Here is a 24,267-nt window from a genome sequence, read left to right as displayed (position 1 = left end):
CGATTACTTGGGACGCCACAGACGGAACCGGGGAACGCCCTGGCGCGCAAGAACGATCATGTAATCAAGCTCGATCCTGTAGTCCCAGAAGACCGTCTCGCCATACTGGTCGGTGATCCGCTCGATCCAGCAGGCGACCTGATGAACCTCGATCCAGCGATTCAGCTCCTTGATGTTCACGGCATCATCGCGCCCGATCCTGTAGGTGACGCTGGGACCGCTGAGGTTCGGTTTCCCCCAGATCTTGGGCAGCTCGGGGAGCGGTTGCGGAATAGTCTGCAGTCTCATTGCTCTCTCGCAATAAAAATTGGGATCTTTATTAATCCACGGGGGATACTTTCTTGGTTTTAATGTTTTAGTCAAGATTTGGACAGGGCCATTATTTGGGTTCTACCCGGAATAGGTAGATCAGTTACGAGGAGTTCTACGCCGGCGCCGGCCGGGGTGACAGGGTTGCCCCGGCCGGCGTCGGCTGCCCGGATTACCGGATGCCGCGCTTGATCAGCGGGATCAGCGCGTCGATTGTCGCCGGCGTTTCCACGCCCGCCCCGGTGTTGATGTTCAGCCCGGCGAAATGGTACTTCGCGGAGAGGACGCACTGCGCCACCGGCAGGAAGCCCTGCAGGTACAGCTGCTGGTCCAGGGTCGCCGTTATGTATTTCCCCTGCAGCCCCGCGATGGTGCTCGGCGCGAGATCGATGCCACCGACAATGATCTGTCCCGGCTGCTTGCCGACCTGGCGCAGAGCCTGCGGAATGAAGCCCGTCACCCCGCCATGTTGCGTTCCGATCGCCTTCAGATGCGGATGAGACTCGATGAACGCCACCAGGATCGGGACCGCCAATGACGAATCCGAATCGACCTGCGGCGAGATGTTGAGTTCCGTCACCTTCACGCCGGCCTTCACGAGCGTGTCGCGCAGGCCGCGGTCGGACTGGCTGCGCTCGGTCTCGTTGAAGACGCCGTATTCGAGGGCCTCGTCACCGGACTTCAGGCCTGCCGCCAGCATCGCCTGCGCGGTGATCTCGCCGCCGATGTAGAGGTCCACACCGGCATAGCCGGTGCCCTTCGCGCCGTAGGTCTTTTCCGCGACCGGGAGCGGAGTGTTGCCGACTGTGACCAGCGTGCCTTCCTTCTCGGCCTGAGCGATCAGAGGATCGAAGGCCGCGTCACCCGGATGGCCGGTGACGCCGATGCAGGTGGGACGCGCGGCCATTGCCTGGCGGAACTGGTCGAGCATCGTCTCCGGGTTCCAGGCCGAGAACTGCTCGATGACCTTGATGCCGAAGGCGTGCGCGGCATCGGCGGCGCCGGTCTGCCGCGCGAGGGTGGCGCCGTCACCGGGGTTGCCGCCCATCTGCATGTACATGGTCATGCCGGCGCCGAGCGGCCCGGAGGTGGTTGGCTGGGTTGCGTGGGCGACGCTCACCCCGCCGAGTGCGAGGACCGCGCAGCCCGCCAGCAATTTCATCTTGGTCATTGTTGTCTCTCCCTTAGGTGTAAAAGTCTTTTGGTTCTTTTCTTCAGAAAAGAACTGCTGGTTTGCTCACGACTCCCTTCGCAGCCCGACGATGCCGCTGAGGGCGCGGAGTTTGGCTGGGCTCTCCACGACGAGGTGGAGGACGACGGCGGCGACGAAGACGACGCCTTCGATGGCCTGGACCCAGAAGCCGGCGATGCCGGTGGCGACGACGCCCGCTTCGAGCATGCCGATGATGAAGGTGCCGAAGAAGGTGCCGACGATGGTGGCGGTGCCGCCGAAGACCGAGGTGCCACCGATGAAGACGCCCGCGAGGGCCGGTAGCAGGTAGCCCTGTCCCTGCGTCGAGAAGTAGTTGAGGTTCTCGACGGTCAGCAGCACGGCCGCGAAGCCGCCCAGCACGCCCATCAGCGTGAAGAGCTTGATCGTCTCGAGCACGACGTTGACGCCCGCGACGCGAGCGACCGTGCGGCTGTCGCCGATGAACAGCACATGCTCGCCGAAGCGGTGGCGGTTGAGGATGAACCACATGAATACGGCGATCGCGAGCGCCCAGAGCGCCTGCATGGGCAGGAAGCCGAAGAGGTTGCCGGCGAAGATGTTGTAGAGCGGCGTGCCTTGCAATTCCTGCAGCGCGTCCGACTGGCCGCCCGAGAGGATGGAGGCGGCGCCGGCCCAGAAGAACTGCGTGCCGATGGTGACGATGATGGAGGGCACGCCGACGACCGCGACGAGCGTGCCGTTGACGACGCCGATGAGCGCGCCGCCCGCGAGTGCCGCCAACACACCGAGCCAGGGACTGCCGAGTTGCGTCTCGCAGATCGAGAACAGGAAGCCCGAGAAGGCCAGGGTCGAGGGAAATGACAGGTCAATCTCGCCGGCCGCGACGACGAGGGTCAGGCCGATGGCGAGCACCAGCATGGGCGGCACGGTGGTGAGGAAGGAGAGGTAGATGGGCCAGCCGAGGAAGACCTGCGGCGCCGCGATCATGAAGAACACGACGAGGATCACGAAGACGAGGATGATCGGCAGCCCCTCGACATGGATGAGCCGCGGCAACAGGCCGGGGCGGGCCTCGGGGGTTTTGCTCGAGAGATGTGTGCTCATCAGCCGGGCCCCACGGCGTGGCCGCTGTGCTGGAGGTCGATGAGGAATTTTGTGAGCTGCTCGAGCGTCATCTCGCCCGACTTGATATCGGCCACGATGCGCCCGCGATCGAGAACCACCAGCCGGTCCGCGAGTTCATGCACATGGGCGAGATTGTGCTCGATGTAGATGCAGGCGCGGCCTGAGGTTTTAATGGAGCGCACGAAGTCCAGCACCTTGCGCACCTCGCTGATGGCGAGGGCGACCGTCGGCTCGTCGAGAATGATGAGGTCGCTGTCGAAGTGCATGGCGCGGCCGATGGCGATGCCCTGTCGCTCGCCACCCGAGAGCTTCGAGATGGTGGAGTCCGCGTCGATGCCGACACCGCGAAAGCCGAGCTGGCGCTTGAGGATATCGTTGGCGATGCGCCGCTCCTCCGCCACCTTGATGAAGCCGAAGCGGTTGGTGATTTGGCGACCGACGAAGATGTTGCGCCAGAGCGGCTGTTTCTCGCCGAGCGATTTCTCCTGATAGACCGTCTCGAACCGCAGCCGGTGAGCCTCGCGCACGGAATAGCTGCCCCAGTCGACCAGCTCGTCCCGGATGTAGAGCTTGCCCGAGGTCGGGCGGACGACGCCCGTGAGCGTCTTGATGAGAGTGGATTTGCCCGCGCCGTTGTCGCCGATGAGCCCGACGATCTCGTTCTTGCCGATCGCGAGGTCGATGCCCGACAGCGCGCGGACCTTGCCATAGGACAGGCTGAGGTTCTCAGCCCGGACAATGTGCTCGTAACTCCGCGTCTTCGGAGTCTGCATGTCCATGTTGGTTTTGCTCTTTTGTTCTTGGACGGAGGTATGGCGGCAATAGTCGGAACAATAAGCGTGAGGTTAGGAAGCAGCGCGAGGACTGTCAAATGTTGATTTGGCGGCGGCGTCATCCCAGAACCCAGCGTCGGAACAAGGCGAGGTCGATGTTGCCGCCGCATAGCGGGATGCCGATTCTCATCCCCGTCAATGCCGCGCGCTCACGCAGAACGGCGGCGAGCGGGGCCGCGCCGGCGCCCTCCGCGAGGTTGTGGGTGTCCGTCCAGTAGACGCGGATCGCCTCGGCGACCTCGTCGTCCGTCACCGTCACGATGCGCGAGACGCCTCTGCGGATGATTTCGAAGGCCGCCGGATCGGGAACGCGCACCGCTAAACCGTCCGCCAAAGTCTCGGCGGAGGAGAGATGGACCGTGTGCCCGGCTTCGAGAGATTGGGCATAGGCATCCGCACCGGCGCTCTGCACGCCGATGATCTCTGTGCCGAGACCGAGCAGGTCGCGCGCCAGGATCGCGCCGCAAATCCCCGAGCCGAGCCCGATCGGGACATAGAGCACGTCGAGATGGGCGACCACGCGAAAAAGCTCGAGCGCCCAGGTCGCCACGCCGAGCACGAGGTCGCGGTGGAAGGAAGGGGCGAAGGTCAGGCCCTCGACCTCGGCCAACCGCACCGCCTCCTGCTTCGCGCTGTCGAAGTCATGGCCGTGCTCGATCAACCGCGCACACATGGACCGCATCGCCGCGTTTTTCTCGACGCTGTTGCCGTGCGGGACGACGATGGTGACCGGGATACCGAAACGACGACCGGCATAGGCGAGGGACTGGCCGTGATTGCCGCGCGTCGCCGAAATGACGCCTGAGATGTGGGGCTGCGCGCGGGCGAGGCGCTCCATGTGGATGAGGCCGCCACGAACCTTGAACGCGCCGGTGGGCGTGTGGTTCTCGTGCTTGACCCAGACCTCGGCGCCGAGGCGCTCGGCGAGAAGCGGCCAGGCGTATTGCGGCGTGCCGGGGAACACCGCGTGGATCGCGCGCTGCGCGGCCTCCAACTCGTCGAGCGTGAACACTGCGGTCTCTCCTGCGGTCAGCGTGGCGTGTGCCAGATCGCGCCGGTTGGCAAGGTGGGGCGTAAGAGGTCCACGGGCTGATCCTCGGCGAGCGCCATCAGCACCTTCAGCGGGCCGCCGTGGGTGACGACGACATGCGGGTTGGGTTGTTCGGGGAGGTTCCGCCAGAAGTCGGTGACGCGCGCGGTGAGCGCGGCTCCGGTCTCGCCTCCGGGTGCGGCGAAGTTGAGGAGGTCAGCCGCCCAGCGGTCGAGGTCGGCGCGCGGGATGTCGTCCCAGGCGAGGCCCTCCCACGCGCCGAAATCCATCTCCAAAAGGCGAGGGTCCGCAATGGGGGGCGGTTGGCGCCAGTCGGCGGCGAGTGCCTCGGCAAGCAGGCGACAGCGGGCGAGGGGGCTGGTGTGGATCGTGGCCCCGCGCATGGGGGCGAGCGCCGTGACGATTGGCGCGATGCTGGCGGCGTCGGCGAGCGGCAGGTCAAGCCGTCCGTAGCAACGCCCGGTGGCGTCCGCGACGGCGGGGTGGCGGACGAGGGCGATTGGCTGCTTAGTGCTGTATCGCAATGGATTTGTTATCTCGGCGTTGGACTGTCTTGCCGACCGTTGCACCGATTTGCGCCCTTGACACAACTACGGGTAACCAGTAGTGGATATAGAGTTCGCGTGGGATCCTGCCAAGGCGGCGAGCAACCGGCGCGACCATGGCATTACGTTCGAAATGGCGAGCGAGGTATTTAAGGATCATTTCGGCCCGAAAGGCAGAAGTCTATGAACGAAGAAGATACCACGACGAAAACGGCAAGCCATGACTGGAGCCGCGCTGATGCGATGACGGAGAGCGACGTGCATGCGGCCGCATTGAGCGATCCGGATGCCCAGCCGCTGACGGAAGAGAGCCTTGCCCGGATGAGGCCCGTTCCTCGGACGAAGACGATGCGCCAGGCCCTTGGTCTGACACAGGAGGCGTTTGCGACGCGCTTCCGTATTCCACTCGGCACCCTGCGCGATTGGGAACAGGGCAGAGCCGAGCCCGATCAAACAGCACGAGCTTACCTGACGGTAATTGCTCGTGAGCCAGAAACGGTATCACGCGCCCTTGGATCAGGACTCCCAGGCTGATCTGTTTCCACTGGATCAGCACAGTGAGGCAATCGGCCTGTGAGTTGTTAAGGCACCGCTTCTACAAGCCTACGAGTTGGATGGCCAACGGTGCAATCGTCTAGATAAGGTCGGTCGCCGATGAAACCGCAAGTAATAGCCGGACAAAAAGAAGGCGAAGCCGATTACAGTTTCTAATTTGGTTGTGATGACCCGACGGCTCTGTCTTAGTCCTATGTGCCGCAGCATTCCGCTCTCCCCAAGCCTCCAAACGCCACGCGCAATTGCCTTAGCCCCGTTTGGGCCAACAAACTCAACACATTCATGGCTTGTGAATATCGTGCCGGGAGGATGATCGGCACTAGACGGCAGTTGAGAACCTACGGTAGTTGTATCTAGTGTAATTTCTCCCGTTTCATCGCGCCTGACAGAGAATCCTTTGACTGGACCATGAAGTGGCCCCGCATCCTTTATGAAAAACATCCCCTCATTAAGGATGGTCTCAAAAGTTTCGCCACCGAGATACCATTCGGGTTGCTCCACTAGAATGTCCTAATTACATTTTTTTGTAATGTTGATATATCAAAGCCTAACACTAGAACTTCTAGATAAAGTTTTGTCAAGATCCCTTGACGCGGTTAAAGTTTTGGTTTTTTTTCAAAACGTGTTGCCTAGTTTTTAAAGAAGCGAACCGTTCTAAACCAGCTTTACCCACGTCGACTTCTGCTGCGTGTACGCCACAACACTGTCGAAGCACTTGTCCCGCGCGTTGCCCGATTGCTTGTAGCCGCCGAAAGGCTGCGTCATGTCGCCCTCGTCGAAACAGTTGACCCACACCGTGCCCGCCTCGATCTCGCGCGCCATGCGATGCGCCGTCGTCAGGTCCGTCGTCCAGATGCCCGCCGCCAACCCATAGATCGTGTCGTTGGCGACCTCGATCGCGTTCTCCACCCCGTCCACCGGAATAATCGCCGCAACCGGCCCGAAAATCTCCTCCTGCGCAATCCGCATCTTCGGCCCCACGCCCGTGAACAAAGCCGGCGCCACATAAGCGCCGCGCTCCAGCCCCTGCGGCACGTTGCCGCCGAACGCCAGAGACGCACCCTCCGCTTTTCCGATGTCGATGTAGCCGAGCACCCGCTTCTGCTGCTCGAAGGTCACCAGCGGACCCATGTTCGTCTCCTCCAGCAACGGGTCGCCGGGCACGAAACTCTCGCTCTCACGCATGAAACCGTAGAGGAACTCGTCGTGGATCTTCTTGTCCACCAATAGGCGCGAACCCGCGTTGCAGACCTCGCCCATGTTGCCGTAGATGCCGAAGGCCGCCGTTTTCGTGGCGGTGGCGAGGTCGGGCAGGTCGCTCATGAACACCTGCGGCGTCTTGCCCCCACATTCCAGAGCCACGCGCTTCATGTTCGACAGCCCGGCATATTGCAACATCAACTTGCCGACCTCGGTGGAGCCGGTGAAGCTCACCTTCGCCACGTCCATGTGCATGGCAAGCGCGCGCCCGACCGTCTCGCCGGGACCGTTGACGACGTTGAAGATGCCGGGCGGCCCACCGGCCTCGACGAACAGCCGGGCGAGATGCACCGCCGACAAGGGCGACTGCTCGGCGGGTTTCAGCACCACCGCGTTGCCGGCGGCCAAAGCGGGCGCGATCTTCCATACCGCCATCAGCATCGGATAGTTCCAGGGCACGATGGCGCCGACAACGCCCAAAGGCTCCCGCGTCGTGTAGTGCAGGACGTTGGCCGGCGTCGCCGTCGTGGTGCCGGTGATCTTGTCGATGCATTCGGCGCAGAAACGAATGGTCGTGGCCGAGGCCGGAACGTCGATGTTCAGCATGTCGCTGATCGGCTTGCCCATGTCGAGCGTGTCGAGGAGCGCGAACAACTCGGTCTCGCGCTCGATGAGGTCGGCGAAGCGGTAAAGCACGGCCATGCGGTCCCGAGGGGCCATGCGGGACCAGCTGCCGCCGCGGAAGGCACTGACCGCGTCGGCGACGGCGCGATCCACGTCGGCGGGCGAACCCTGGCCGACGGCCGCCAGAACCGCGCCGGTGGCAGGGTTGATCGTCTCGAAATGGCCGCCGGTGACCTCCACCATGTCGCCGCCGATGAAGGAGCGCGTCTCGAACCGGAGGGCCGCCGCTTTTTCGTGCCAGACCGAGGTGCTCATGACCGTCTCCCTGCGAGGTTCCGGGATGGAGCGTAACATGGCGGCGGGAAGACAGAAGGGGCTTTTGCTTTCGTGTGACGCCCGAACGGATACTTTCACATTGGCCGAAGTTAGGTGTAGCTTCACTCAGGACGGTATATGAGTGCCGTCTCGTAACAATGATCCGGGATGCATGGCGCTCCGGACGACCGGGAGAGTGAGATGTACAAGCTTGCCAATCCGGCCCCGCTGGGGCTGGTCGGATTTGCCGTCACCACCTGGATGCTGAGCATGGTCAACGCGGGCTGGTATGGCGCCGCCTCCGTGCCGCTGGTCCTGGCGCTCGCCTTCGCCTTCGGCGGCACCGCCCAGTTCTGCGCCGGCCTGCTGGAATTGCCGCGCGGCAACACCTTCGGCTTCGTCGCCTTCTGCAGTTACGGCGCCTTCTGGTGGTCCTTCGCGCTGTTCGTCCAGTTCTACGCCGCCCACGTGCCGCCCGCCTTCGTCGGCTGGTATCTGTTTATGTGGGGCGTGTTCACCTTCTACATGTGGCTCGGCAGCCTCGCGCTGAACCGGGCCGTCTCCTACATCTTCCTGGCCCTCTGGATCACCTTCGTGCTGCTGGCGATCGGCGCCTGGGGCTTCCCCGCCGCCACCATGATCGGCGGCTATGCCGGGCTGGTCACGGCCGTTCTTGCCCTTTATGTGTCGGCGGCGGAGATCATCAACGAGACGCACGGACGGGCGGTGCTTCCACTCGGTGTGCGGACACCCGTCAACAGCATCCGCGGGGCGCAGGTTGTCTGACGACCGCTAACGAAAGCGAGCCAGCCTTGGAAAAAGAGCGCGTTGGATTTGTCGGCCTTGGCCTCATGGGCCAGGGCATGGCGCGAAACATCCTGAGCAAGGGCTGGCCGCTGACGGTGCTGGCGCATCGTAGCCGGACGGCGGTCGAGGCGCTGGTAGCCGAGGGCGCGCGTGAAGCGACCTCGGCCCGCGCGCTGGGGCAGGCGAGCGATGTCGTGGTGCTGTGCGTCACCGGATCGCCGGAAGTGTCCGCCGTCGTCGAAGGGCCGGACGGCTTGGCCGCGAGTGGCCGGCCGCTCGTCATCATTGACTGCTCCACCTCGGACCCGTCGCAGACGTTGCGGCTGGCCGAGAGCCTGCGCGGGCAGGGGATCACGCTGATCGACGCGCCGCTGAGCCGGACGCCGAAGGATGCCGCGGCCGGCACTCTGGACGTGATGGTCGGCGGTCCCGAGGATGTGGTGGGCCGCGTGCGGCCGATCCTCGACGCCTTCGCGGGCCGTGTCGTGCATACCGGGCCGGTCGGCACCGGCCACACGATGAAGCTGCTGAACAACTTCGTGTCGATGGGCTATGCGGCGCTGTATTCGGAAGCGCTGGCCCTGGGCGCCAAGGCAGGGTTGACGCCGCAAGTGTTCGACAGCGTCATTCGCGGCGGCCGGATGGATTGCCTGTTCTACCAGACCTTCTTCAAATATGTGCTGGAGCGGGACCGGAACGCGCATCAATTCGCGATCCGCAACGCGCTGAAGGATATGAGCTACCTCGCCGGCTTCGCGAGCGCGTCGAGCTTCGCCAACCCGATGGGGGCGGCGGTGCGGAACAGCTTCGCGCTCGCGGCGGGCGCGGGCAGGGCCGAGGACTACGTGCCGCAGCTCTCCGACATAATCGCCGAGATGAACGGCGTTTCGTTGGTGCCCAAGGCCGACTGACCAGCGTCACTCGTCGCCGCGCAGATGGCGCTCGGCCCGCCGCAGATCGGCCTCGGTCGTGATCTTGAAGGCGTCCTCGGACCCCTGAACCACGCGCACCGGAAGGCCGGCCGCTTCGGCGACCGAGGCGTCGTCCGTCACCGGCGGAACATCCGGCAGAGTTGGGCGGCTCGCCACCAGCCGATGCGCGGCCAGGATCGCCGGGAACGAGAAGCCCTGCGGCGTCTGCGCCCGCCAGAGTGACGCTCGGTCGATCGTGCCGGTGATGAGCCCGCCGGCACAGGACTTGATCGTGTCGAACACCGGCATCGCCGCGATCGCCGCCGGCGAGGTTTCGAGTGCCGCGATGACCGAGGTGATGGTTTCCGGCGCCACAAAGGGCCGGACACCGTCGTGGATCAGGACAAGATCCGGCGGGTCCGCCGCCAGCGCCTCCAGCCCGAGACGCACGGACGTGTCCCGTGTCGCACCACCGACGATGGGCGGCGCCAGATCGAGGCCCTCCGTCGCGGCCTCGTAAAGTGCCTCGTCGTCCCGATGAATGACCGCGGCGATGCCGGTTATGGCGGGATGGAGGCGAAAGGCCAGCGCCGTGTGGCGAAGCACGGCGACCCCGCCGAGCGAGCGGTATTGCTTGGGCGCGCCCGGACCCATGCGCGTGCCGCGCCCCGCACAGACGATGAGCGCCGTCACCTTCATCTGGGCTGTGCCGCCGTTCTGTAGGTCAGTGGGCGGTGCCGTACGCGCGGTTGCCGGCTTGATCCGAGCAGTAGCAGGCAGCGCCGGGCGCCCGTGCAACTTCCATGGGGCAGGTGAGGGACGGGGCGTAGCAGGTATGGGCGGCCGCCGGGTAAGCGACCGGCGGCGGCGGGTAGTACACGGGGGGCGGCGCGTAGTAGACCGGCGGCGGTGCGACGACGATCGGCGGCGGATAGTAGTAGGGCCGCGGCCCGTAGTAAGGGTAGTAGCCTGGACCCGCGATCCAGACCCCGCCGCGCCACCAGGCCAGAGCCGGCTTCGGGACAACGACGCCGCTGACCGCCAGCAGGGCCGCGCCGCTGAGAACGGCCACTGCCGCCATCCTGACCCGCCCGATCGTCCGGCGCGGGATCGTGTGTCGCTCGTGATCCATCATACTGCCCTCACGCACCCATCGAATGACATTGGAGGATATTCCAGGAACCGTGTCCAAATTCCGGCGGCCGAGCCCAGGATTGTCGAGCCCAGGATTAAAGTCACGGAGCAGTGACGCCGCCAGGGCACGAATTTGGGACCTGTCAGAGATGGTAAAGCTGGAACAGATCCCCCTCGCGCCGCACGCGCAAGCCGCTCAGATCCGGCACCCAAAGCTCGCCCTTGCGGTCCAGCCCCTCGCTCGACTGCGTGGAGGCGACGGCGACCACCTGCGCCCCCGAGGCACGGCCGGCGGCAAGGCCCGCATCCGCATCCTCGAAGACGATGCAATCGCTCGGGTGGAGGCCAAGGCCCTCGGCGCCAAGCTGGTAGCAGCGGGGATCGGGCTTCCCGCGCTCCACCGACTCCGCCGTGATGAAGACGCGCGGCACCGGAAGCCCGCAGGCACCGAGACGGCTGCGCGCCAAGGCCGCGTCGGCCGAGGTCACCAGTGCCCAGCTGCCGGGCGGCAGGCTGACGATGAGTTCGAGCGCACCGGCGACGGGCAAGAGCCCCTCGAGATCGTGCCGCTCGGCCTCCTCCAGCTTGCGGGCTTCCTCCTCCGGATCGATGGCGCCGGTCGCGAACATCCGGATCGTCTCGATGGCGCGGCGGCCATGGGCGATGGGCATCAGCCCGACCGGGTCGAGGCCGTGGGTGCGTGCCCAGGCGCCCCAGACGCGCTCGACGACCGCACCGGAATCGACCAGTGTCCCGTCCATATCGAACAGGAAGCCCCGCGCCGTGAGTCGCCGTCCGCTGTCGAAACGCATGGTGCTGCCCGATCGTCCCTGTAATGTCCGCGAAGATGGAAATGAGCGGCGACCAGCCGCGAAATGTCGCCGGTTGCTCGCCGGCCCGCTGGGTATGCCTCTGGGAATGACCCTCGGTGCGAAGGGGGCGTTTACCGCCCGCACGGCGCGAGCGCAAACCGCGCCCGCCGATGCTGCTCCCATGCCGCAGGGCCAGGGCGACGTGGAATGCGCCTCGCCCTACATCGGTCGCCGCTGGCCGGGTTTGGCATGATAAGCCCGAACGGGAGGCAAACAGTCTCCCTTCGCCGCTTGCCGGGAACACCCCGTCTCTCCCGGGGCGGACCGCTTGATTGACCCTCTCCAAGGTGCAAAGTGGTTCCCGAAACCATGCCTAGGAGCACCCTCATGACCATCCAGCTGGGCCAGATCGCCCCCGACTTTACTCAAGACAGCAGCATCGGCCCCCTCAGCCTGCACGCCTACCTCGGCAACTCCTGGGGGGTGTTGTTCAGCCATCCGAAGGATTTCACGCCCGTCTGCACCACGGAACTCGCGGCCGTCGCCCGCCTCGCCCCGGAATGGGAGAAGCGGAACGTGAAGCCCATCGGCCTCTCGGTCGACAGCACCGAGAACCATGAGGGCTGGGCGCGCGACATCGAGGAGACGCAAGGCACGGCGCCGAACTTTCCGATCATCGCGGACCGCGACCGGACGGTCTCCAACCTCTACGGCATGGTGCATCCGGACGCCGATCCGAGCGTCACCGTCCGTAGCGTCTTCATCATCGATCCGAACAAGAAGGTGCGGCTGACGCTGACCTATCCGCCGAGCACAGGGCGGAACTTCAACGAGATCCTGCGGGTGATCGACAGCCTGCAGCTGACCGACGGCAACAAGGTGGCGACGCCCGCCGACTGGAAGCCGGGCGAGCATGTCATCATTGTCCCGAGCCTCTCGGACGAGGATGCGAAGGCCCGTTTCCCGCAGGGCTGGAAGACGCTGCGCCCGTATCTGCGCGTGGTCGATCTCAATGAGCCTCCCAAGGCCGCCAAATAAGGTCGCCTGCCTCAGGTGAACCGGGGGGGCGCGTCATGCGGCCTCTCGGTCCGCGGCCTCCCGGGCTGCGGCTCGGCGTTCAACCCCGTCATCAAACCTTCACGGGCGGCCCATGGTCCGCATGGGGCTCCTCCGCTATTCCCGCCCACAGTCGGCCGTGACTGATGTAGGATTCGGCGGAACATCGTGGACAGACGCACATGGCGGTGACGGAGCAGGCGAAACCGGCGACAGAGGCTCTGGCGGTCTCGGCCGCGGACAAAGCAGCGCGGATCTCGATCCGCGACCTCAATTTCTACTACGGCAAGACCCACGCCCTGAAGTCGATCAACCTCGACGTGCCCGATAAGCGGGTCGTGGCCATGATCGGGCCGTCGGGCTGCGGCAAGTCGACGCTGCTGCGCGTCATCAACCGCATGTACGACCTCTACCCCGGGCAGCGCGCCGAGGGCGAGGTGATGCTCGACGGCATGAACATCGTCGGTTCGGACGTGGATTTGAACGAGTTGCGCAGCAATGTCGGCATGGTGTTCCAGAAGCCGACGCCCTTCCAGATGTCGATCTACGACAACGTGGCGTTCGGTGTCCGCCTGCACGAGAAGCTGGCGCGCGCGGAGATGGATGAGCGCGTGCAATGGTCGCTGACCCGCGCCGCCCTCTGGGATGAGGTGAAGGACCGGCTGAAGGCGCCTGCCTCCGGCATGTCCGGCGGGCAGCAGCAGCGCCTGTGCATCGCCCGCAGCATCGCGGTGCGGCCCAAGGTCCTTCTGCTCGACGAGCCGACCAGCGCGCTCGACCCGATCAGCACCCTAAAGATCGAGGAGCTTATCGACGAGCTGAAGAAGGACTTCACGATCGTCATCGTCACCCACAACATGCAGCAGGCGGCCCGCTGCGCCGACCGCGTCGCCTTCTTCTATCTCGGCGAACTGGTAGAGGTGGATGCCGCCGGCACGATGTTCACCAACCCCAAGGAAAGACGTACCCAGGAATACATCACCGGCCGGTTCGGGTAGCCCTGGGCATGAGCGAACGGTCTGAAAGCGAGCACATCGTGAAAAGCTACGATCAGGAACTGAGCCGTCTGCGTGGTCTCGTGACCCAGATGGGCGGGATGGTCGAAGCCCAGGCCGCCAATGCGGCCCGCGCTGTCATGGAGCATAATTCGACTGCCGCCGGCTACGCCGTGCAGGACGACGTGAAGGTCGATACGCTCGAACGGGAGATCGCCGACTTCGCGATCCGGATGCTGGCGCTGCGGCAGCCGGTGGCGGCGGACCTCCGCATGATCGTGGCGAGCATCAAGATCAGCGGCGACCTCGAGCGTATCGGGGATTACGCCGCCAACGTCGCCAAGCGCAGCCTGGTGCTGAACGAGATGGCGGCGCCCTACACGCTGAGCGGCATCGGCCACATGTGCCGGCTTGTCCAGGAGAACCTGAAGATCACGGTGGATGCGATCGGCGAGGACAATGCCGAGCGGGCGCTCGAGGTCTGGCGCTCCGACATCATGATCGATGATGTCTATTCGGCCATCTTTCGCGAGCAGATCACTTACATGATGGAAGACCCGCGCAACATCACGCCCTGCACGCATCTTCTGTTCATTGCCAAGAACCTGGAGCGGATGGGCGACCACGCGACGAACATCGCCGAGACCGTGCACTACTCGATCACCGGCTCGGCGATACCGACCGAACGGCCCAAGGGCGAGAGTAGCTTCACGCCCAATCGCTCCCTCGGTGCCTGAGGGTTGCGTGACCTGATTGCCGAACGCCTGAGAGCAGAACGCCTGATGGCGAGGAATAATGACTGTGGTTCCAGATAGCGTTACGACCGCGAACAAACCGCTCGTCCTCATCGTCGAGGATGAGGCGGCGCTGATGACGATGCTTCGATACAATCTCGAGAAGCAGGGCTTCCGGGTCGAGGAAGCCGGGGACGGCGAAGAGGCCCTGACCCGCATCAACGAGCTCAAGCCCGACATGGTGCTGCTCGACTGGATGCTGCCGCACCTCTCGGGCATCGAAGTGTGCCGGCAACTCCGCCGGCGCCCGGCGACGCGGGAACTGCCGGTCATTATGATCACGGCGCGGAGCGAGGACCAGGACGCGGTCCGCGGCCTCAATACCGGTGCCGATGACTACGTGACCAAGCCCTTCAGCACCGAGGCGCTGGTGGCCCGCATGCGGGCGCTCATGCGCCGGTCGAACACCGTGCCTGCGAAAGGCGAGCTTCGTTTTCATGACATCGTGCTCGACCTCGCGGCGCACCGCATCAGCCGCAACGGGCGGCAGTTGCATCTGGGGCCGACCGAGTACCGGCTGATGGAGTTCCTGATGCAGCGGCCGCGCCGCGTCTTCTCGCGGGAGGAACTGCTGGACGCGATCTGGGGCCCGAGCATCCACGTCGAGCCCAGGACAGTGGATGTCCATATCCGCCGGCTGCGCAAGGCGATCAATGCGCCGGATGAGCTGGACGTAGTACGGACGGTGCGGGCTGCGGGTTATGCGCTCGACACCGAACAAGCCTAAGGGCCAGATCTGGCGTTCTTGAAGACCATTGCGGCGAGCGATCCTGGGCGAAACATCCGCCGGATGCCCACACGATCTAGCCCGATAGATGTCTTTATTGCTTGATCGGGTTCCATAAAATCCTCACCCCGGTGAGGAGATTGTTGTGGAACTTCGTCCCGTTACTGACGGCTTTATAGGCTTGTCCCGCCTCTGCGGCGGGATCGCGGCGTTGATGTGCATGTTGGCGGGCCCTGTCGCCTACGCCGGAACATCGCACTCCGTTAGTGACACATCAAAATCCGCAGCCATGCCCGCCGGCATTGCGGCGATCGACACCAGCGACCCGCAGGTGCAACTCAGGGCACACAGGCTTGCGCGGGAGCCGGCGGTGCGTCCGCCCAATGGGCGCCATATCGTCGAGGACCATTCCGGGCGCAAGGAACTGGGCAAAGCGTCGGTGTATGCGCCCCGCTTCCAGGGCCGGAAGATGGCGAACGGGCGTGCCTTCGACCAGAGGAGCCGTGCCGCCGCGAGCAAATCCTTGCCGCTCGGAACGGTCGCTAAAGTAACGAACCTCCAGAACGGCCACACCGCGCTCGTCACGGTCGAAGATCATGGCCCCTACGTCGGCGGTCGGGTCGTCGACGTGACACGAGCCACGGCCTCGCAGCTTGGGATCAGCAAGCGAGAAGGCATCGTCCCCGTCGTCGTGGCGCCTGTCGCCGTCCCTCAGGCCAACGGCGCGGTCATGGCGGGCGCGGGGGCAGTCCCTGGCCCCGCGACAGGAAACTGACGCCGCGCCGCATCGCCCGGCGTCACGCTACCAAAACGAGCCGGATCGCTAGCCGCGCAGGTAGGACAGGTCTCCCAGCGGACGCGCGCCCAGACGCCGGATGGTTTCCGCCGCTGCCCGCGACCCCCATCGCCCGCAGACGGCGAGCGGCGCGTCCGCTACCAGTCCCGCCATGAACCCAGCCGCGTAAGCGTCTCCGGCGCCGGTCGTATCGACGACCTCTGTCGGCTCGGCGGGCACTTCAACTCGCTCGCCACCGCGCAGGATGACGCTGCCACGCGCGCCCCGGGTGAGAACCGCGAGTTCGACCTGATCGCGCACGACCTCCGCTGCCGCCTCGAAATCATCGAGGCCTGTCAGCGCCGCGAGCTCGCTCTCATTGGCGAAGAGGATATCGACATGGTCCCGCACCATGGCGCGGAACGCCTCCAGGTTGCGCTCCACGCACAGGAAGTCCGACAGGCTGATGGCGACACGCCGCCCGGCCTCATGCGCCAGGCGCGCCGCGACGAGGCAAGACTCTCGCGAATCTGGCACGTAGAACAAAAAGCCTTCGAGATAGACGATCGCCGAGGCCGCAATGACCTCGGCATCGAGATAGTCCGGATGCAGCGAGCTGGAGGCGCCAAGGAAGGTGTTCATCGTACGTTGCCCGTCCGGCGTGACGATGATCAGGCAGCGTGCGCTCGGCAGCGCGGGCGGCGCGGGCGGGGTGACGTAGTGCACCCCGGACGAGGTGATGTCGTGCCGGAAGATGTGGCCGAACTCGTCATCCGATACGACGCCGATGAAGGCGCTCCGCACGCCCATCTGCGCGGCGACGGCGGCGGTGTTGGCAACCGAGCCGCCGCTGGTTTGCACCGCCGGAGGCATCAGCGCGTAAAGCTTGTCGGTGCGCTCCGCATCGATAAGGTCCATGGAACCTTTGATCATGCCCTGTTCGGCGAGGAATTCATCATCGACCTCGGCAAGAATGTCGACGATTGCATTGCCGATGCCGAGGATGTCGAAACGGGCGGAATTCATGCGTTCTCCTCACCTGATGCTTGCGCGTAGCAGTGGCGGTCTGGTGTTGCAAACCGGGAGTTGCACGCAATGCGTTAACAAAATGACCGCGGCGGGTTGTTCGTGTTGATAGGTTCATGATACGCCCGCTGCTTCGCCAAGGCAGGAAACGAGCATAACGTGTTCAAACGCCGCAGCAACCGACCAGAGGATGAGATCCAGCAGGGCGCCCCCGCGGCGCAGACCCCGAGCTTGCCTGCCCAACCACCTGTTGGTAGCTCTGCGGCTACTCAGCCGACGGATAGCGGCCTTGGCGTTCCGCCCTTTCGACCCGCGCCGCTCACGGACAAGGACCCAACAACGATGGCCCGACCGCCTTTCGCCCCCAATCCGACCAGCGTCCCGAACATGCCGGTCGCGCCACCGCGACCTGGAATGAACCCGTCGCCGGGACTTCAGGCATCGGGACTCCAGGCGCCGCCGCGCCCTGTAGCACCTTCCTCCGACCCCAGCGAGCGCCGCACGCTCGTCGTCGGGCGCGGCATCACCCTGCACGGTACGATCAACGACGCCGAGCGCCTGGTCGTCGAAGGCACCGTCGAAGCCAGCACGATCCGCGCCGCCGAGCTTTCGGTCATCCATGGCGGCATCTTCAAGGGGGAGATCGAAGTCGAGGAGGCCGAGATCGCCGGCACGATCGACGGGGTGATCACCGCCCGGACAAGCCTGATCGTGCGCTCGAGCGGCAGCGTTCTGGGCCGCGCGCGCTGCCGTCGGCTTCAGGTCGAGGATGGCGGGCAACTGACCGGCCAGATCGAGATGCTGACGGACGCGCATGTCGCCGCGGGCGTGCCGCCGGCGGCGCCGTCTCCGACATCGTCGCCGCTGTCCGACCTCAGCCAGCCGGAAGTGCCGGTCGGCGCCAACAGCTTCAGCGGCTGATCTTTCTGGATGGAGGACCGGTAGTCTCAGCCGGTCTCCACCCCGAAGGCGCGACGGGCAAGGGCGATGATGCGGTGCGCCTCGCTCCAGAGGTCGTAGCCGTCGAGCGCCCGCAGATCGGCCCAGGTCACGTCGGCGGCGTCCGACAGGGCCTTCGGTTCGCCGCCTGACCAGAGCGCCGCGAAGTCCAGGATCGTGTAGTGGAAGCGGATGCGACCCTCCGCATCCTGCTCGATGCTGTCCACATTGCCGGCGAGGCGCAACTCGCCCACCGCAAGGCCCGTCTCCTCCAGCAACTCGCGCCGTGCCGCGGCCTCGGCGGTTTCGCCAAGTTCCTGACCGCCGCCCGGCAGGCCCCACCGGCCCAGCATCGGGGCGCGGCCGCGCCGGATCAACAGCACATCGTGCGGCGGCTTCAGCACCACGATGCCGATGCCGACCAGGGGCCGCGCCGGGTACTCCCGCCCGTTTGGGGCGGCGGTCATCCGCCGATCAGCTTGCGCACGCTGTCCTCCTTGTCGAACAGGCGCAGCAGGCAATCCGCAGCCTGGCCGCGCGGCGTCTGCAATGTCGGGTCCTGGTCGAGCAGGAGCGCAGCGTCCTTGGCCGCGACCTCCCGCAATGCGTCCTGCCCCGGAATATCCGCGAGGCGGTAGCCGGGTTGGCCGGACTGCTTGGTGCCCGTCACGTCCCCATGCCCGCGCAGCCGGAAATCGGCATCCGCGATCTCGAAGCCGTCCTGCGTGTCCCGCAGCAGCGTCAGACGCGCCTGGGCGACCGCCGTCAGACCATCCTCGTGCAGCAGCAGGCAGAAGCTGTCCTCCGACCCGCGCCCGACCCGCCCGCGCAGCTGGTGGAGCTGGGCGAGCCCGAAGCGCTCGGCATGTTCGATGACCATGACCGTCGCCTCCGGCACATCGACGCCGACCTCGACCACTGTCGTCGCCACCAGAAGCCGGATGCGTCCCGCGGCGAAATCGGCCAGCGCCGCCTCCCGCAGCTTTGGGTCCTGCCGGCCGTGGGCGAGACCCACTGTGCCGCCGAAGCGCTTCTGCAGGATGGCGAAACGATCTTCCGCGGCGGAGAGATCGCTCGCCTCGCTCTCCGACACGAGCGGACACACCCAGTAGATGCGCGCGCCGCGATCGAGCGCGCGGGCGAGACCGGCAATCACGTCGGACATCGCCGCGATGGGATGGATGGTGGTGCGGACGGGGCCGCGTCCCCGCGGCTTTTCGGTGAGCTGGCTCACATCCATCTCGCCATATTGGGTGAGCCGCAGCGAGCGCGGAATGGGCGTTGCCGTCATTACCAACACGTCCGTGGCGTTTCCCTTGTCGCCTAGGCTGATCCGCTGCTCGACCCCGAAACGATGCTGCTCGTCGATCACGGCGAGACCGAGGTCCCGGAATTCGACGCTCTTCTGAAACAGCGCGTGGGTGCCGATGACAAGCGGCACGGAGCCATCCGCGAGACCGCGCAATATGCCGCGCCGGTCGGCGGGTGGCACGGAGCCGGTGAGGAGCCCGACCGTCACCGGCGACAGCGCCGAGAGCGTGCGCCAGTGCTGCTGCACGAGAAGTTCGGTGGGCGCCATGAGCGCCGCCTGGGTGCCGGCCTCGGCGGCGCGCAGCATCGCCATGAGCGCCACCAGCGTCTTGCCCGACCCGACATCGCCCTGCAGCAGCCGCAGCATGGGCCGCGGCGAGGCCATGTCGGCGTCGATCTCCGCCAGCGCGCGGATCTGCGAGCCCGTCGGCTGGAAGCCGAAGCGCCGCAGCGCCTCGGCCCGATGATGGCCGTCCCCCGTCAGCGAGCGGCCCGGGCGCTTGTGGCGCGCGAGACGGCGCAGCCCGAGGGCGATCTGCTCGGCGAGAAGCTCGTCATAGGCAAGGCGGGTGCGGGCGGCCTCGCGCGCCGTGTCGTCGGTGTCCGGCGCCTGCACGCGCCTCAGTGCCGCCGTGAAGCCGATCCAGCGGCGGCGGGTGAGCAGCGAGGGCTCGATCCACTCAGGGAAGTTGGGCAGCCGGGCGAGGGCGCCCGCCATGGCGCGGCCCACCAGCCGGTTGCTGACGCCCGCCGTCAGCGGCCAGACCGGCTCGATCTCCGGCATCTCCGAAGCGCGCTCCACGGGCAGCACGTAGTCGGGGTGCGGCAAGGTGAGCTTGTCGTTGAAGCGTTCGAGCTTGCCCGACACGATGAGCCTGGCGCCGAGCGGCATCTGGCTCAGCCGCGCCTGATGGAAGAGCACGATGTCGGCGAAGGCTGAGCCGTCGGTGACGACCACGCGCCACGGCTGGGCGCGGCTGCGCGGCTTGTCGTGCCGAACGACCTCGACTTCGAGCGTCACAATGCCGCCGGGCCTGGCATCGGCGAGGCGCGGCCTCTGCCGGCGGTCGATGGTGCTGTCGGGCATGTGCAGCAGGAGGTGGCGGAGCGTCGGGCCGCCGACCAGACGCGCGAGCGAGGCGGCGTGGTTCGGGCCTATGCCGGGAAGGTAGGTCAGTGGCGCGCGAATTATTGCGACGTGATCGGTCGTCATAGGCTGACACCGGGCGAGCGCGTGATTATAGGACGCATCACCCATGACCGATCCCGTTTCTGATCCCGAGCCGCCCCACTCCGATCCTCGGCGGCGGCGTCTCCTGTTTCGCGCCACCCATCGTGGAACCCATGAACTCGATCTGCTGATCGGCGGCTTCGTGTCATCCCGGCTGGCCGCCTTCTCCCCGGACGAGCTGACCGAGGTCGAGCGACTCCTCGACCTGTCAGAACCGGATCTGGCCGAGTGGCTGACCCGCCGTCAACCCGTGCCGCCCGACCAGGACAGCCCGATGCTCCGCGCGATGGTGGATGCGGCGGGACGATGAGCGGTCTCACCGTCTACGGCGCGCCCGATGGATGGGACGCGGCACTGCTCGTGCGGCGCGCGCTGGAAGCCGACGGCCCCATCATCCATGTCGCGCGGGACGATCAGCGCATGGCGCGGATGGCCGAGGCGCTGGCCTTCTTCGCGCCCGAACTGCCGGTGCTGCGCTTCCCGGCCTGGGACTGCCTGCCCTACGATCGCGTCTCCCCTAACCCCGCCATCGTCTCCGAGCGCATAGCAGCGCTGGCGCAGCTGGCGCCGGGCCGCTTCAAGCGCGGCGTGCTGCTGACGACGGTCAATGGCCTCGTCCAGCGCGTGCCCCCGCGCGCGATGTTCAAGGGATCGAGCCTGATGCTGGCGCCGGGCGGCGACATCGCGCCCGAAGCGCTGGCGACCTACCTCGAGGCGCATGGCTATGCGCGCGCCGCGACGGTGATGGAGCCGGGCGAATTCGCCATGCGCGGCGGCATTGTCGACCTGTTCCCGGCGGGCGAACCGGAACCCATCCGCCTCGACCTGTTCGGCGACAGCATCGAGAGCATGCGCCGGTTCGACCCCAACACGCAGCGCAGCGGCGAGACGGTCACCGGCCTCAGCCTGCACCCGGTGTCCGAAGTGCCGCTCGACCCCGAGTCCGTCGCGCGCTTCCGCACGAGCTGGCGGGAACTGTTCGGGGCAGCCGCCGCCGAGGACCCGATCTATCTGTCGATCTCCGACCGCCGCCGCCATGCCGGCATGGAGCACTGGGTGCCGCTGTTCCATGACGCCATGGAAACGCTGGTCGACTACATGCCCGGAGTTTCGGTGGCGCTCGACCATCAGGCCGAACAGGTGCTGGAATCGCGGCTCGAACTCGTCGCCGACCACTACCATGCTCGGCGCGCTGTGCCGCGCGATGGCGAGACCCCATACCGGCCGCTGCCCTCCGAGCGGCTCTATCTGAGCGGCGAGGAGTGGGACGCGATGCTGGCCCAAGTGGGCAGCTTCGCCTTCAGTCCTTTCGCCAAGCCGGAACATGCGACCGGCGTCGATGGTGGCGGACGGCCGGCGCCGATCTTCGCGCCCGGCGGCGACATGCAGCCGGATGTGTTCGACAAGCTGCGTGAGGCCGCCGCGAACTGGGCGCGCGACCGCAAGCGGCTGGTGATCGCGGCCTGGACGGATGGCTCGCGGGACCGCCTCGGCGCGCTGCTGCGCGAACACGGCTTCGATCAGATGAAGGTGGCGGCTAACGCGGATGCGGTGCGCGCCCTGCCGCCGCAGGCCATCGCGCTGGTGACGCTCGGCCTGGAACGCGGCTTCATTGGCGACCGCATGGCGGTCGTGGGCGAACAGGATCTGCTGGGGCGCCGGATTGCGCGTCCGCCCCGGAAACGCAAGCGCGCCGACCAGTTCATCGCCGAGGCGACCGACATCGCCGAGGGCGATCTCGTCGTGCACGAGGACCACGGCATCGGGCGCTACGACGGGCTCGTGACCATCCACGTCAACAACGCGCCGCATGATTGCCTGCGCATCATGTACGACGGCGAGCACAAGCTGTTCCTGCCGGTCGAGAATATCGAGATGCTGTCGCGCTTCGGCGCGGAGACGGCGGGCATCGCACTCGACAAGCTCGGCGGCGCTTCCTGGCAGAACCGCAAGGCGAAGGCCAAGACGCGCATTCGCGACATGGCGGCGGGGCTCATCCGGATCGCGGCCGAACGGCGGTTGCACGAAGCGCCGAGCCTCGCCCCCGCCGAGGGCATGTGGGACGAGTTCTGCGCCCGCTTCCCCTTCATGGAGACCGAGGACCAATCCCGTGCGATTGCCGACGTGCTCGAGGATTTGGCTATCGGCCGCCCGATGGACCGGCTGATTTGCGGCGATGTCGGCTTCGGCAAGACCGAGGTCGCGTTGCGTGCCGCCTTCGTGGCGGCGATGTCCGGCTCTCAGGTGGCCGTCGTTGTGCCGACAACGCTCCTGGCGCGCCAGCACTTCCGGGTCTTCTCCGCGCGCTTCGCGGGCCTGCCGGTGAAGGTCGCGCAGCTGTCCCGCATGGTGACCGCGAAGGAAGCGGCGGTTGTGCGGGCAGGGGTCGCGTCGGGCGACATCAACATCGTCGTCGGCACCCATGCGTTGCTGGCGAAGTCCATCACCTTCTCGGACCTGGGCCTCGTCATTGTCGACGAGGAGCAGCATTTCGGTGTAGCGCACAAGGAACGTCTGAAGTCGCTGAAGGCCGACGTGCATGTGCTGACGCTGACGGCGACGCCTATTCCGCGCACGCTGCAACTGGCGCTGACGGGCGTGCGGGAGATGAGCATCATCGCGACGCCACCCGTCGACAGGCTGGCGGTGCGGACGTTCATCATGCCGTTCGACGGGCTCGTCGTGCGCGAGGCGATCCAGCGCGAGCGCTTCCGTGGCGGCCAGATATTCTGCGTCGTGCCGCGCATCGAGGATCTGGAGCGCGTCGGCAAGCGGCTGCAGGAGATCGTTCCGGATCTTCGTGTCGTCGAGGCGCATGGGCGGCTCGCGCCAACCGAACTCGAGCGCGTGATGACCGAGTTCGGCGACGGGAAGTATGACGTGCTGCTCTCGACGAATATCGTGGAGAGCGGGCTCGACATGCCGGCGGTGAACACGTTGATCATTCATCGGGCGGATCTGTTCGGGCTTGGGCAGCTTTACCAGCTGCGCGGGCGCGTCGGGCGGGGCAAGCAGCGGGGTTACGCGTATCTAACGTGGCCGCCGAACCATCGGCTGTCGGCGGCAGCGGAGAAGCGGCTCGACGTGATGCAGACGCTCGACACGCTCGGCGCGGGCTTCACGCTCGCCTCGCATGACCTGGATATTCGTGGCGCTGGCAATCTGCTGGGAGACGAGCAGTCCGGGCATATTCGCGAGGTCGGCATCGAGCTTTACCAGCAGATGCTGGAGGATGCGGTGGCCGATCTTCGCGCCGAAAAGGGCAAGAAGAGCCGTGCGAGCGAGCGCGACTGGACGCCGACGATCGCACTCGGCCTGCCGGTGCTGATCCCGGAGAACTACGTGAAGGACCTGCCGGTGCGGCTAGGCCTCTACCGGCGCATTGGTGCGCTGTCATCCGCCGAGGAAACGGAGGCGATGGCGGCCGAGCTGGTGGATCGTTTCGGGCCGTTGCCTGAGGAGGTCGACAATCTGCTTCAGGTGATGACGCTGAAGCGGGTGTGCCGCGAGGCGGGTGTGGAGAAGCTCGATGCCGGGCCGAAGGGCATGGTGCTGAGCTTCCGCGGCAACTCGTTCAGCAATCCTGCCGGGCTGATCCCCTGGATCGGGTCGCGCGGGGGCGCGATCCGGCTGCGCCCGGACCACAAGCTGGTAATGTCGGGCGACATGGATGTGAGCCGCCGGATCAAGGTGGCGAAGGACGTGCTGGGGAACTTGTCTCGGCTGGTGGGGCAGGCGAAGGCGGCTTAGCGACGGTCCCGAGGTTGGGAGAGGCGAAGGCGGCTTAGCGACGGTCCCGAGGTTGGGAGAGGCGAAGGCGGCTTAGCGACGGTCCCGAGTTTGATAGGCAACGGCTCTCCTTGGGTCAGGGGCCGTCGAGCACTCGGCCGCAGGTGGCGCTGAGCAAGTAGTGGGACTGTCTCCTCATTGTTCGCTAGCGACCCATTCCTGCCGTACAGCGGCAAGCGCGCGATGGTCGATAATGGACGTTCAAACAGCGGCTCGACCGACGGCTCTG

Annotated in this window: 24 protein-coding genes; 11 read left to right on the top strand and 13 right to left on the bottom strand. The window is 66.0% G+C overall.

Annotated elements, in window-relative coordinates; genetic code table 11:
• Positions 1-3: 3 nt before the first annotated feature.
• The 6 genes from ACOEQ1_RS06800 to ACOEQ1_RS06775 form a co-directional block, all read right to left on the bottom strand.
• The gene (locus ACOEQ1_RS06800; RefSeq protein ID WP_419758436.1) at positions 4-288 is read right to left on the bottom strand and encodes a hypothetical protein; all 285 of its coding nucleotides are present in this window, start codon (positions 286-288) and stop codon (positions 4-6) included.
• Between the two features lie 193 nt (positions 289-481).
• Positions 482-1,480, bottom strand: a complete 999-nt coding sequence (locus ACOEQ1_RS06795; protein WP_419758435.1) for a substrate-binding domain-containing protein — start codon at positions 1,478-1,480, stop codon at positions 482-484.
• 66 nt (positions 1,481-1,546) lie between these two features.
• A complete protein-coding gene (locus ACOEQ1_RS06790; RefSeq protein WP_419758434.1) occupies positions 1,547-2,587 on the bottom strand; it encodes an ABC transporter permease in 1,041 nt (346 codons plus the stop codon).
• The gene (locus tag ACOEQ1_RS06785; RefSeq protein ID WP_419758433.1) at positions 2,587-3,387 is read right to left on the bottom strand and encodes an ATP-binding cassette domain-containing protein; all 801 of its coding nucleotides are present in this window, start codon (positions 3,385-3,387) and stop codon (positions 2,587-2,589) included. Before ACOEQ1_RS06785 ends, ACOEQ1_RS06790 begins: the two co-directional genes overlap by 1 nt.
• Positions 3,388-3,499: 112 nt before the next feature.
• Positions 3,500-4,453: a threonine dehydratase gene (locus ACOEQ1_RS06780; RefSeq protein ID WP_419758432.1), complete on the bottom strand. Its 954-nt coding sequence runs from the start codon at positions 4,451-4,453 to the stop codon at positions 3,500-3,502.
• A gap of 17 nt (positions 4,454-4,470) precedes the next feature.
• Positions 4,471-5,016, bottom strand: a complete 546-nt coding sequence (locus tag ACOEQ1_RS06775; RefSeq protein ID WP_419758431.1) for a histidine phosphatase family protein — start codon at positions 5,014-5,016, stop codon at positions 4,471-4,473.
• 204 nt (positions 5,017-5,220) lie between these two features.
• Here ACOEQ1_RS06775 and ACOEQ1_RS06770 point away from each other — a divergent pair, with 204 nt between their 5' ends.
• Complete coding sequence (locus ACOEQ1_RS06770) at positions 5,221-5,571, top strand: helix-turn-helix domain-containing protein (protein WP_419758430.1); 351 nt, start codon at positions 5,221-5,223, stop codon at positions 5,569-5,571.
• 675 nt (positions 5,572-6,246) lie between these two features.
• Here ACOEQ1_RS06770 and ACOEQ1_RS06765 read toward each other — a convergent pair.
• On the bottom strand, positions 6,247-7,731 hold the full coding sequence (locus ACOEQ1_RS06765) for an aldehyde dehydrogenase (protein WP_419758429.1): 1,485 nt from the start codon (positions 7,729-7,731) through the stop codon (positions 6,247-6,249).
• 168 nt (positions 7,732-7,899) lie between these two features.
• Here ACOEQ1_RS06765 and ACOEQ1_RS06760 point away from each other — a divergent pair, with 168 nt between their 5' ends.
• Together ACOEQ1_RS06760 and ACOEQ1_RS06755 are read left to right on the top strand one after the other, a co-directional pair.
• Entirely contained in the window at positions 7,900-8,517 is a 618-nt protein-coding gene (locus tag ACOEQ1_RS06760) for an acetate uptake transporter (RefSeq protein WP_419758428.1), read from the top strand.
• Between the two features lie 26 nt (positions 8,518-8,543).
• The gene (locus ACOEQ1_RS06755; protein WP_419758427.1) at positions 8,544-9,449 is read left to right on the top strand and encodes an NAD(P)-dependent oxidoreductase; all 906 of its coding nucleotides are present in this window, start codon (positions 8,544-8,546) and stop codon (positions 9,447-9,449) included.
• 6 nt (positions 9,450-9,455) lie between these two features.
• Here ACOEQ1_RS06755 and ispD read toward each other — a convergent pair whose 3' ends face one another.
• The 3 genes from ispD to ACOEQ1_RS06740 form a co-directional block, all read right to left on the bottom strand.
• Entirely contained in the window at positions 9,456-10,148 is a 693-nt protein-coding gene (gene ispD, locus ACOEQ1_RS06750) for a 2-C-methyl-D-erythritol 4-phosphate cytidylyltransferase (protein WP_419758426.1), read from the bottom strand.
• Positions 10,149-10,173: 25 nt separating this feature from the next.
• Positions 10,174-10,584 carry a hypothetical protein gene (locus tag ACOEQ1_RS06745; protein ID WP_419758425.1) on the bottom strand — a complete coding sequence of 137 codons (411 nt, stop codon included), beginning with the start codon at positions 10,582-10,584 and terminating at the stop codon, positions 10,174-10,176.
• Between the two features lie 142 nt (positions 10,585-10,726).
• A complete protein-coding gene (locus tag ACOEQ1_RS06740; RefSeq protein ID WP_419758424.1) occupies positions 10,727-11,395 on the bottom strand; it encodes an HAD family hydrolase in 669 nt (222 codons plus the stop codon).
• Positions 11,396-11,782: 387 nt separating this feature from the next.
• On the opposite strand from ACOEQ1_RS06740, the gene ACOEQ1_RS06735 reads away from it, so the two are divergent.
• The 5 genes from ACOEQ1_RS06735 to ACOEQ1_RS06715 all read left to right on the top strand — a co-directional run bounded on the left by ACOEQ1_RS06735 (position 11,783) and on the right by ACOEQ1_RS06715 (position 15,742).
• Positions 11,783-12,433 (top strand): peroxiredoxin, encoded by a 651-nt coding sequence (locus tag ACOEQ1_RS06735; RefSeq protein ID WP_419758423.1) that lies wholly within the window; start codon positions 11,783-11,785, stop codon positions 12,431-12,433.
• 200 nt (positions 12,434-12,633) lie between these two features.
• A complete protein-coding gene (gene pstB, locus ACOEQ1_RS06730; RefSeq protein WP_419758422.1) occupies positions 12,634-13,449 on the top strand; it encodes a phosphate ABC transporter ATP-binding protein PstB in 816 nt (271 codons plus the stop codon).
• Between the two features lie 8 nt (positions 13,450-13,457).
• Complete coding sequence (gene phoU / locus ACOEQ1_RS06725) at positions 13,458-14,183, top strand: phosphate signaling complex protein PhoU (RefSeq protein ID WP_419758421.1); 726 nt, start codon at positions 13,458-13,460, stop codon at positions 14,181-14,183.
• A 58-nt stretch (positions 14,184-14,241) separates the two neighbouring features.
• Positions 14,242-14,967, top strand: a complete 726-nt coding sequence (gene phoB / locus ACOEQ1_RS06720; protein ID WP_419758420.1) for a phosphate regulon transcriptional regulator PhoB — start codon at positions 14,242-14,244, stop codon at positions 14,965-14,967.
• Between the two features lie 289 nt (positions 14,968-15,256).
• A complete protein-coding gene (locus ACOEQ1_RS06715; protein WP_419758419.1) occupies positions 15,257-15,742 on the top strand; it encodes a septal ring lytic transglycosylase RlpA family protein in 486 nt (161 codons plus the stop codon).
• Positions 15,743-15,790: 48 nt separating this feature from the next.
• Here the strand turns inward: ACOEQ1_RS06715 and ACOEQ1_RS06710 are convergent, their stop codons facing one another.
• The gene (locus tag ACOEQ1_RS06710) at positions 15,791-16,768 is read right to left on the bottom strand and encodes an adenosine kinase (protein WP_419758418.1); all 978 of its coding nucleotides are present in this window, start codon (positions 16,766-16,768) and stop codon (positions 15,791-15,793) included.
• A gap of 342 nt (positions 16,769-17,110) precedes the next feature.
• Here ACOEQ1_RS06710 and ACOEQ1_RS06705 point away from each other — a divergent pair, with 342 nt between their 5' ends.
• Positions 17,111-17,689, top strand: coding sequence for a bactofilin family protein (locus ACOEQ1_RS06705; protein WP_419758417.1), 579 nt, complete (start codon positions 17,111-17,113; stop codon positions 17,687-17,689).
• A gap of 26 nt (positions 17,690-17,715) precedes the next feature.
• Here ACOEQ1_RS06705 and ACOEQ1_RS06700 read toward each other — a convergent pair whose 3' ends face one another.
• Together ACOEQ1_RS06700 and recG are read right to left on the bottom strand one after the other, a co-directional pair.
• Complete coding sequence (locus ACOEQ1_RS06700; protein ID WP_419758416.1) at positions 17,716-18,174, bottom strand: NUDIX hydrolase; 459 nt, start codon at positions 18,172-18,174, stop codon at positions 17,716-17,718.
• Entirely contained in the window at positions 18,171-20,276 is a 2,106-nt protein-coding gene (gene recG, locus ACOEQ1_RS06695) for an ATP-dependent DNA helicase RecG (RefSeq protein WP_419758415.1), read from the bottom strand. The genes ACOEQ1_RS06700 and recG overlap by 4 nt, the downstream gene beginning before the upstream one ends.
• Here recG and ACOEQ1_RS06690 point away from each other — a divergent pair.
• Positions 20,275-20,559: a succinate dehydrogenase assembly factor 2 gene (locus ACOEQ1_RS06690; RefSeq protein ID WP_419758414.1), complete on the top strand. Its 285-nt coding sequence runs from the start codon at positions 20,275-20,277 to the stop codon at positions 20,557-20,559. The genes recG and ACOEQ1_RS06690 overlap by 2 nt on opposite strands.
• Positions 20,556-23,999, top strand: coding sequence for a transcription-repair coupling factor (gene mfd, locus ACOEQ1_RS06685; RefSeq protein ID WP_419758413.1), 3,444 nt, complete (start codon positions 20,556-20,558; stop codon positions 23,997-23,999). Before ACOEQ1_RS06690 ends, mfd begins: the two co-directional genes overlap by 4 nt.
• The last annotated feature ends 268 nt before the right edge of the window (positions 24,000-24,267 follow it).

This window comes from Acidisoma sp., assembly GCF_965199065.1.
Lineage (GTDB): Bacteria > Pseudomonadota > Alphaproteobacteria > Acetobacterales > Acetobacteraceae > Acidisoma.
The sequence above is the reverse complement of the archived record's forward strand: the minus strand, read 5'-3'. Positions and strand labels throughout refer to the sequence as shown.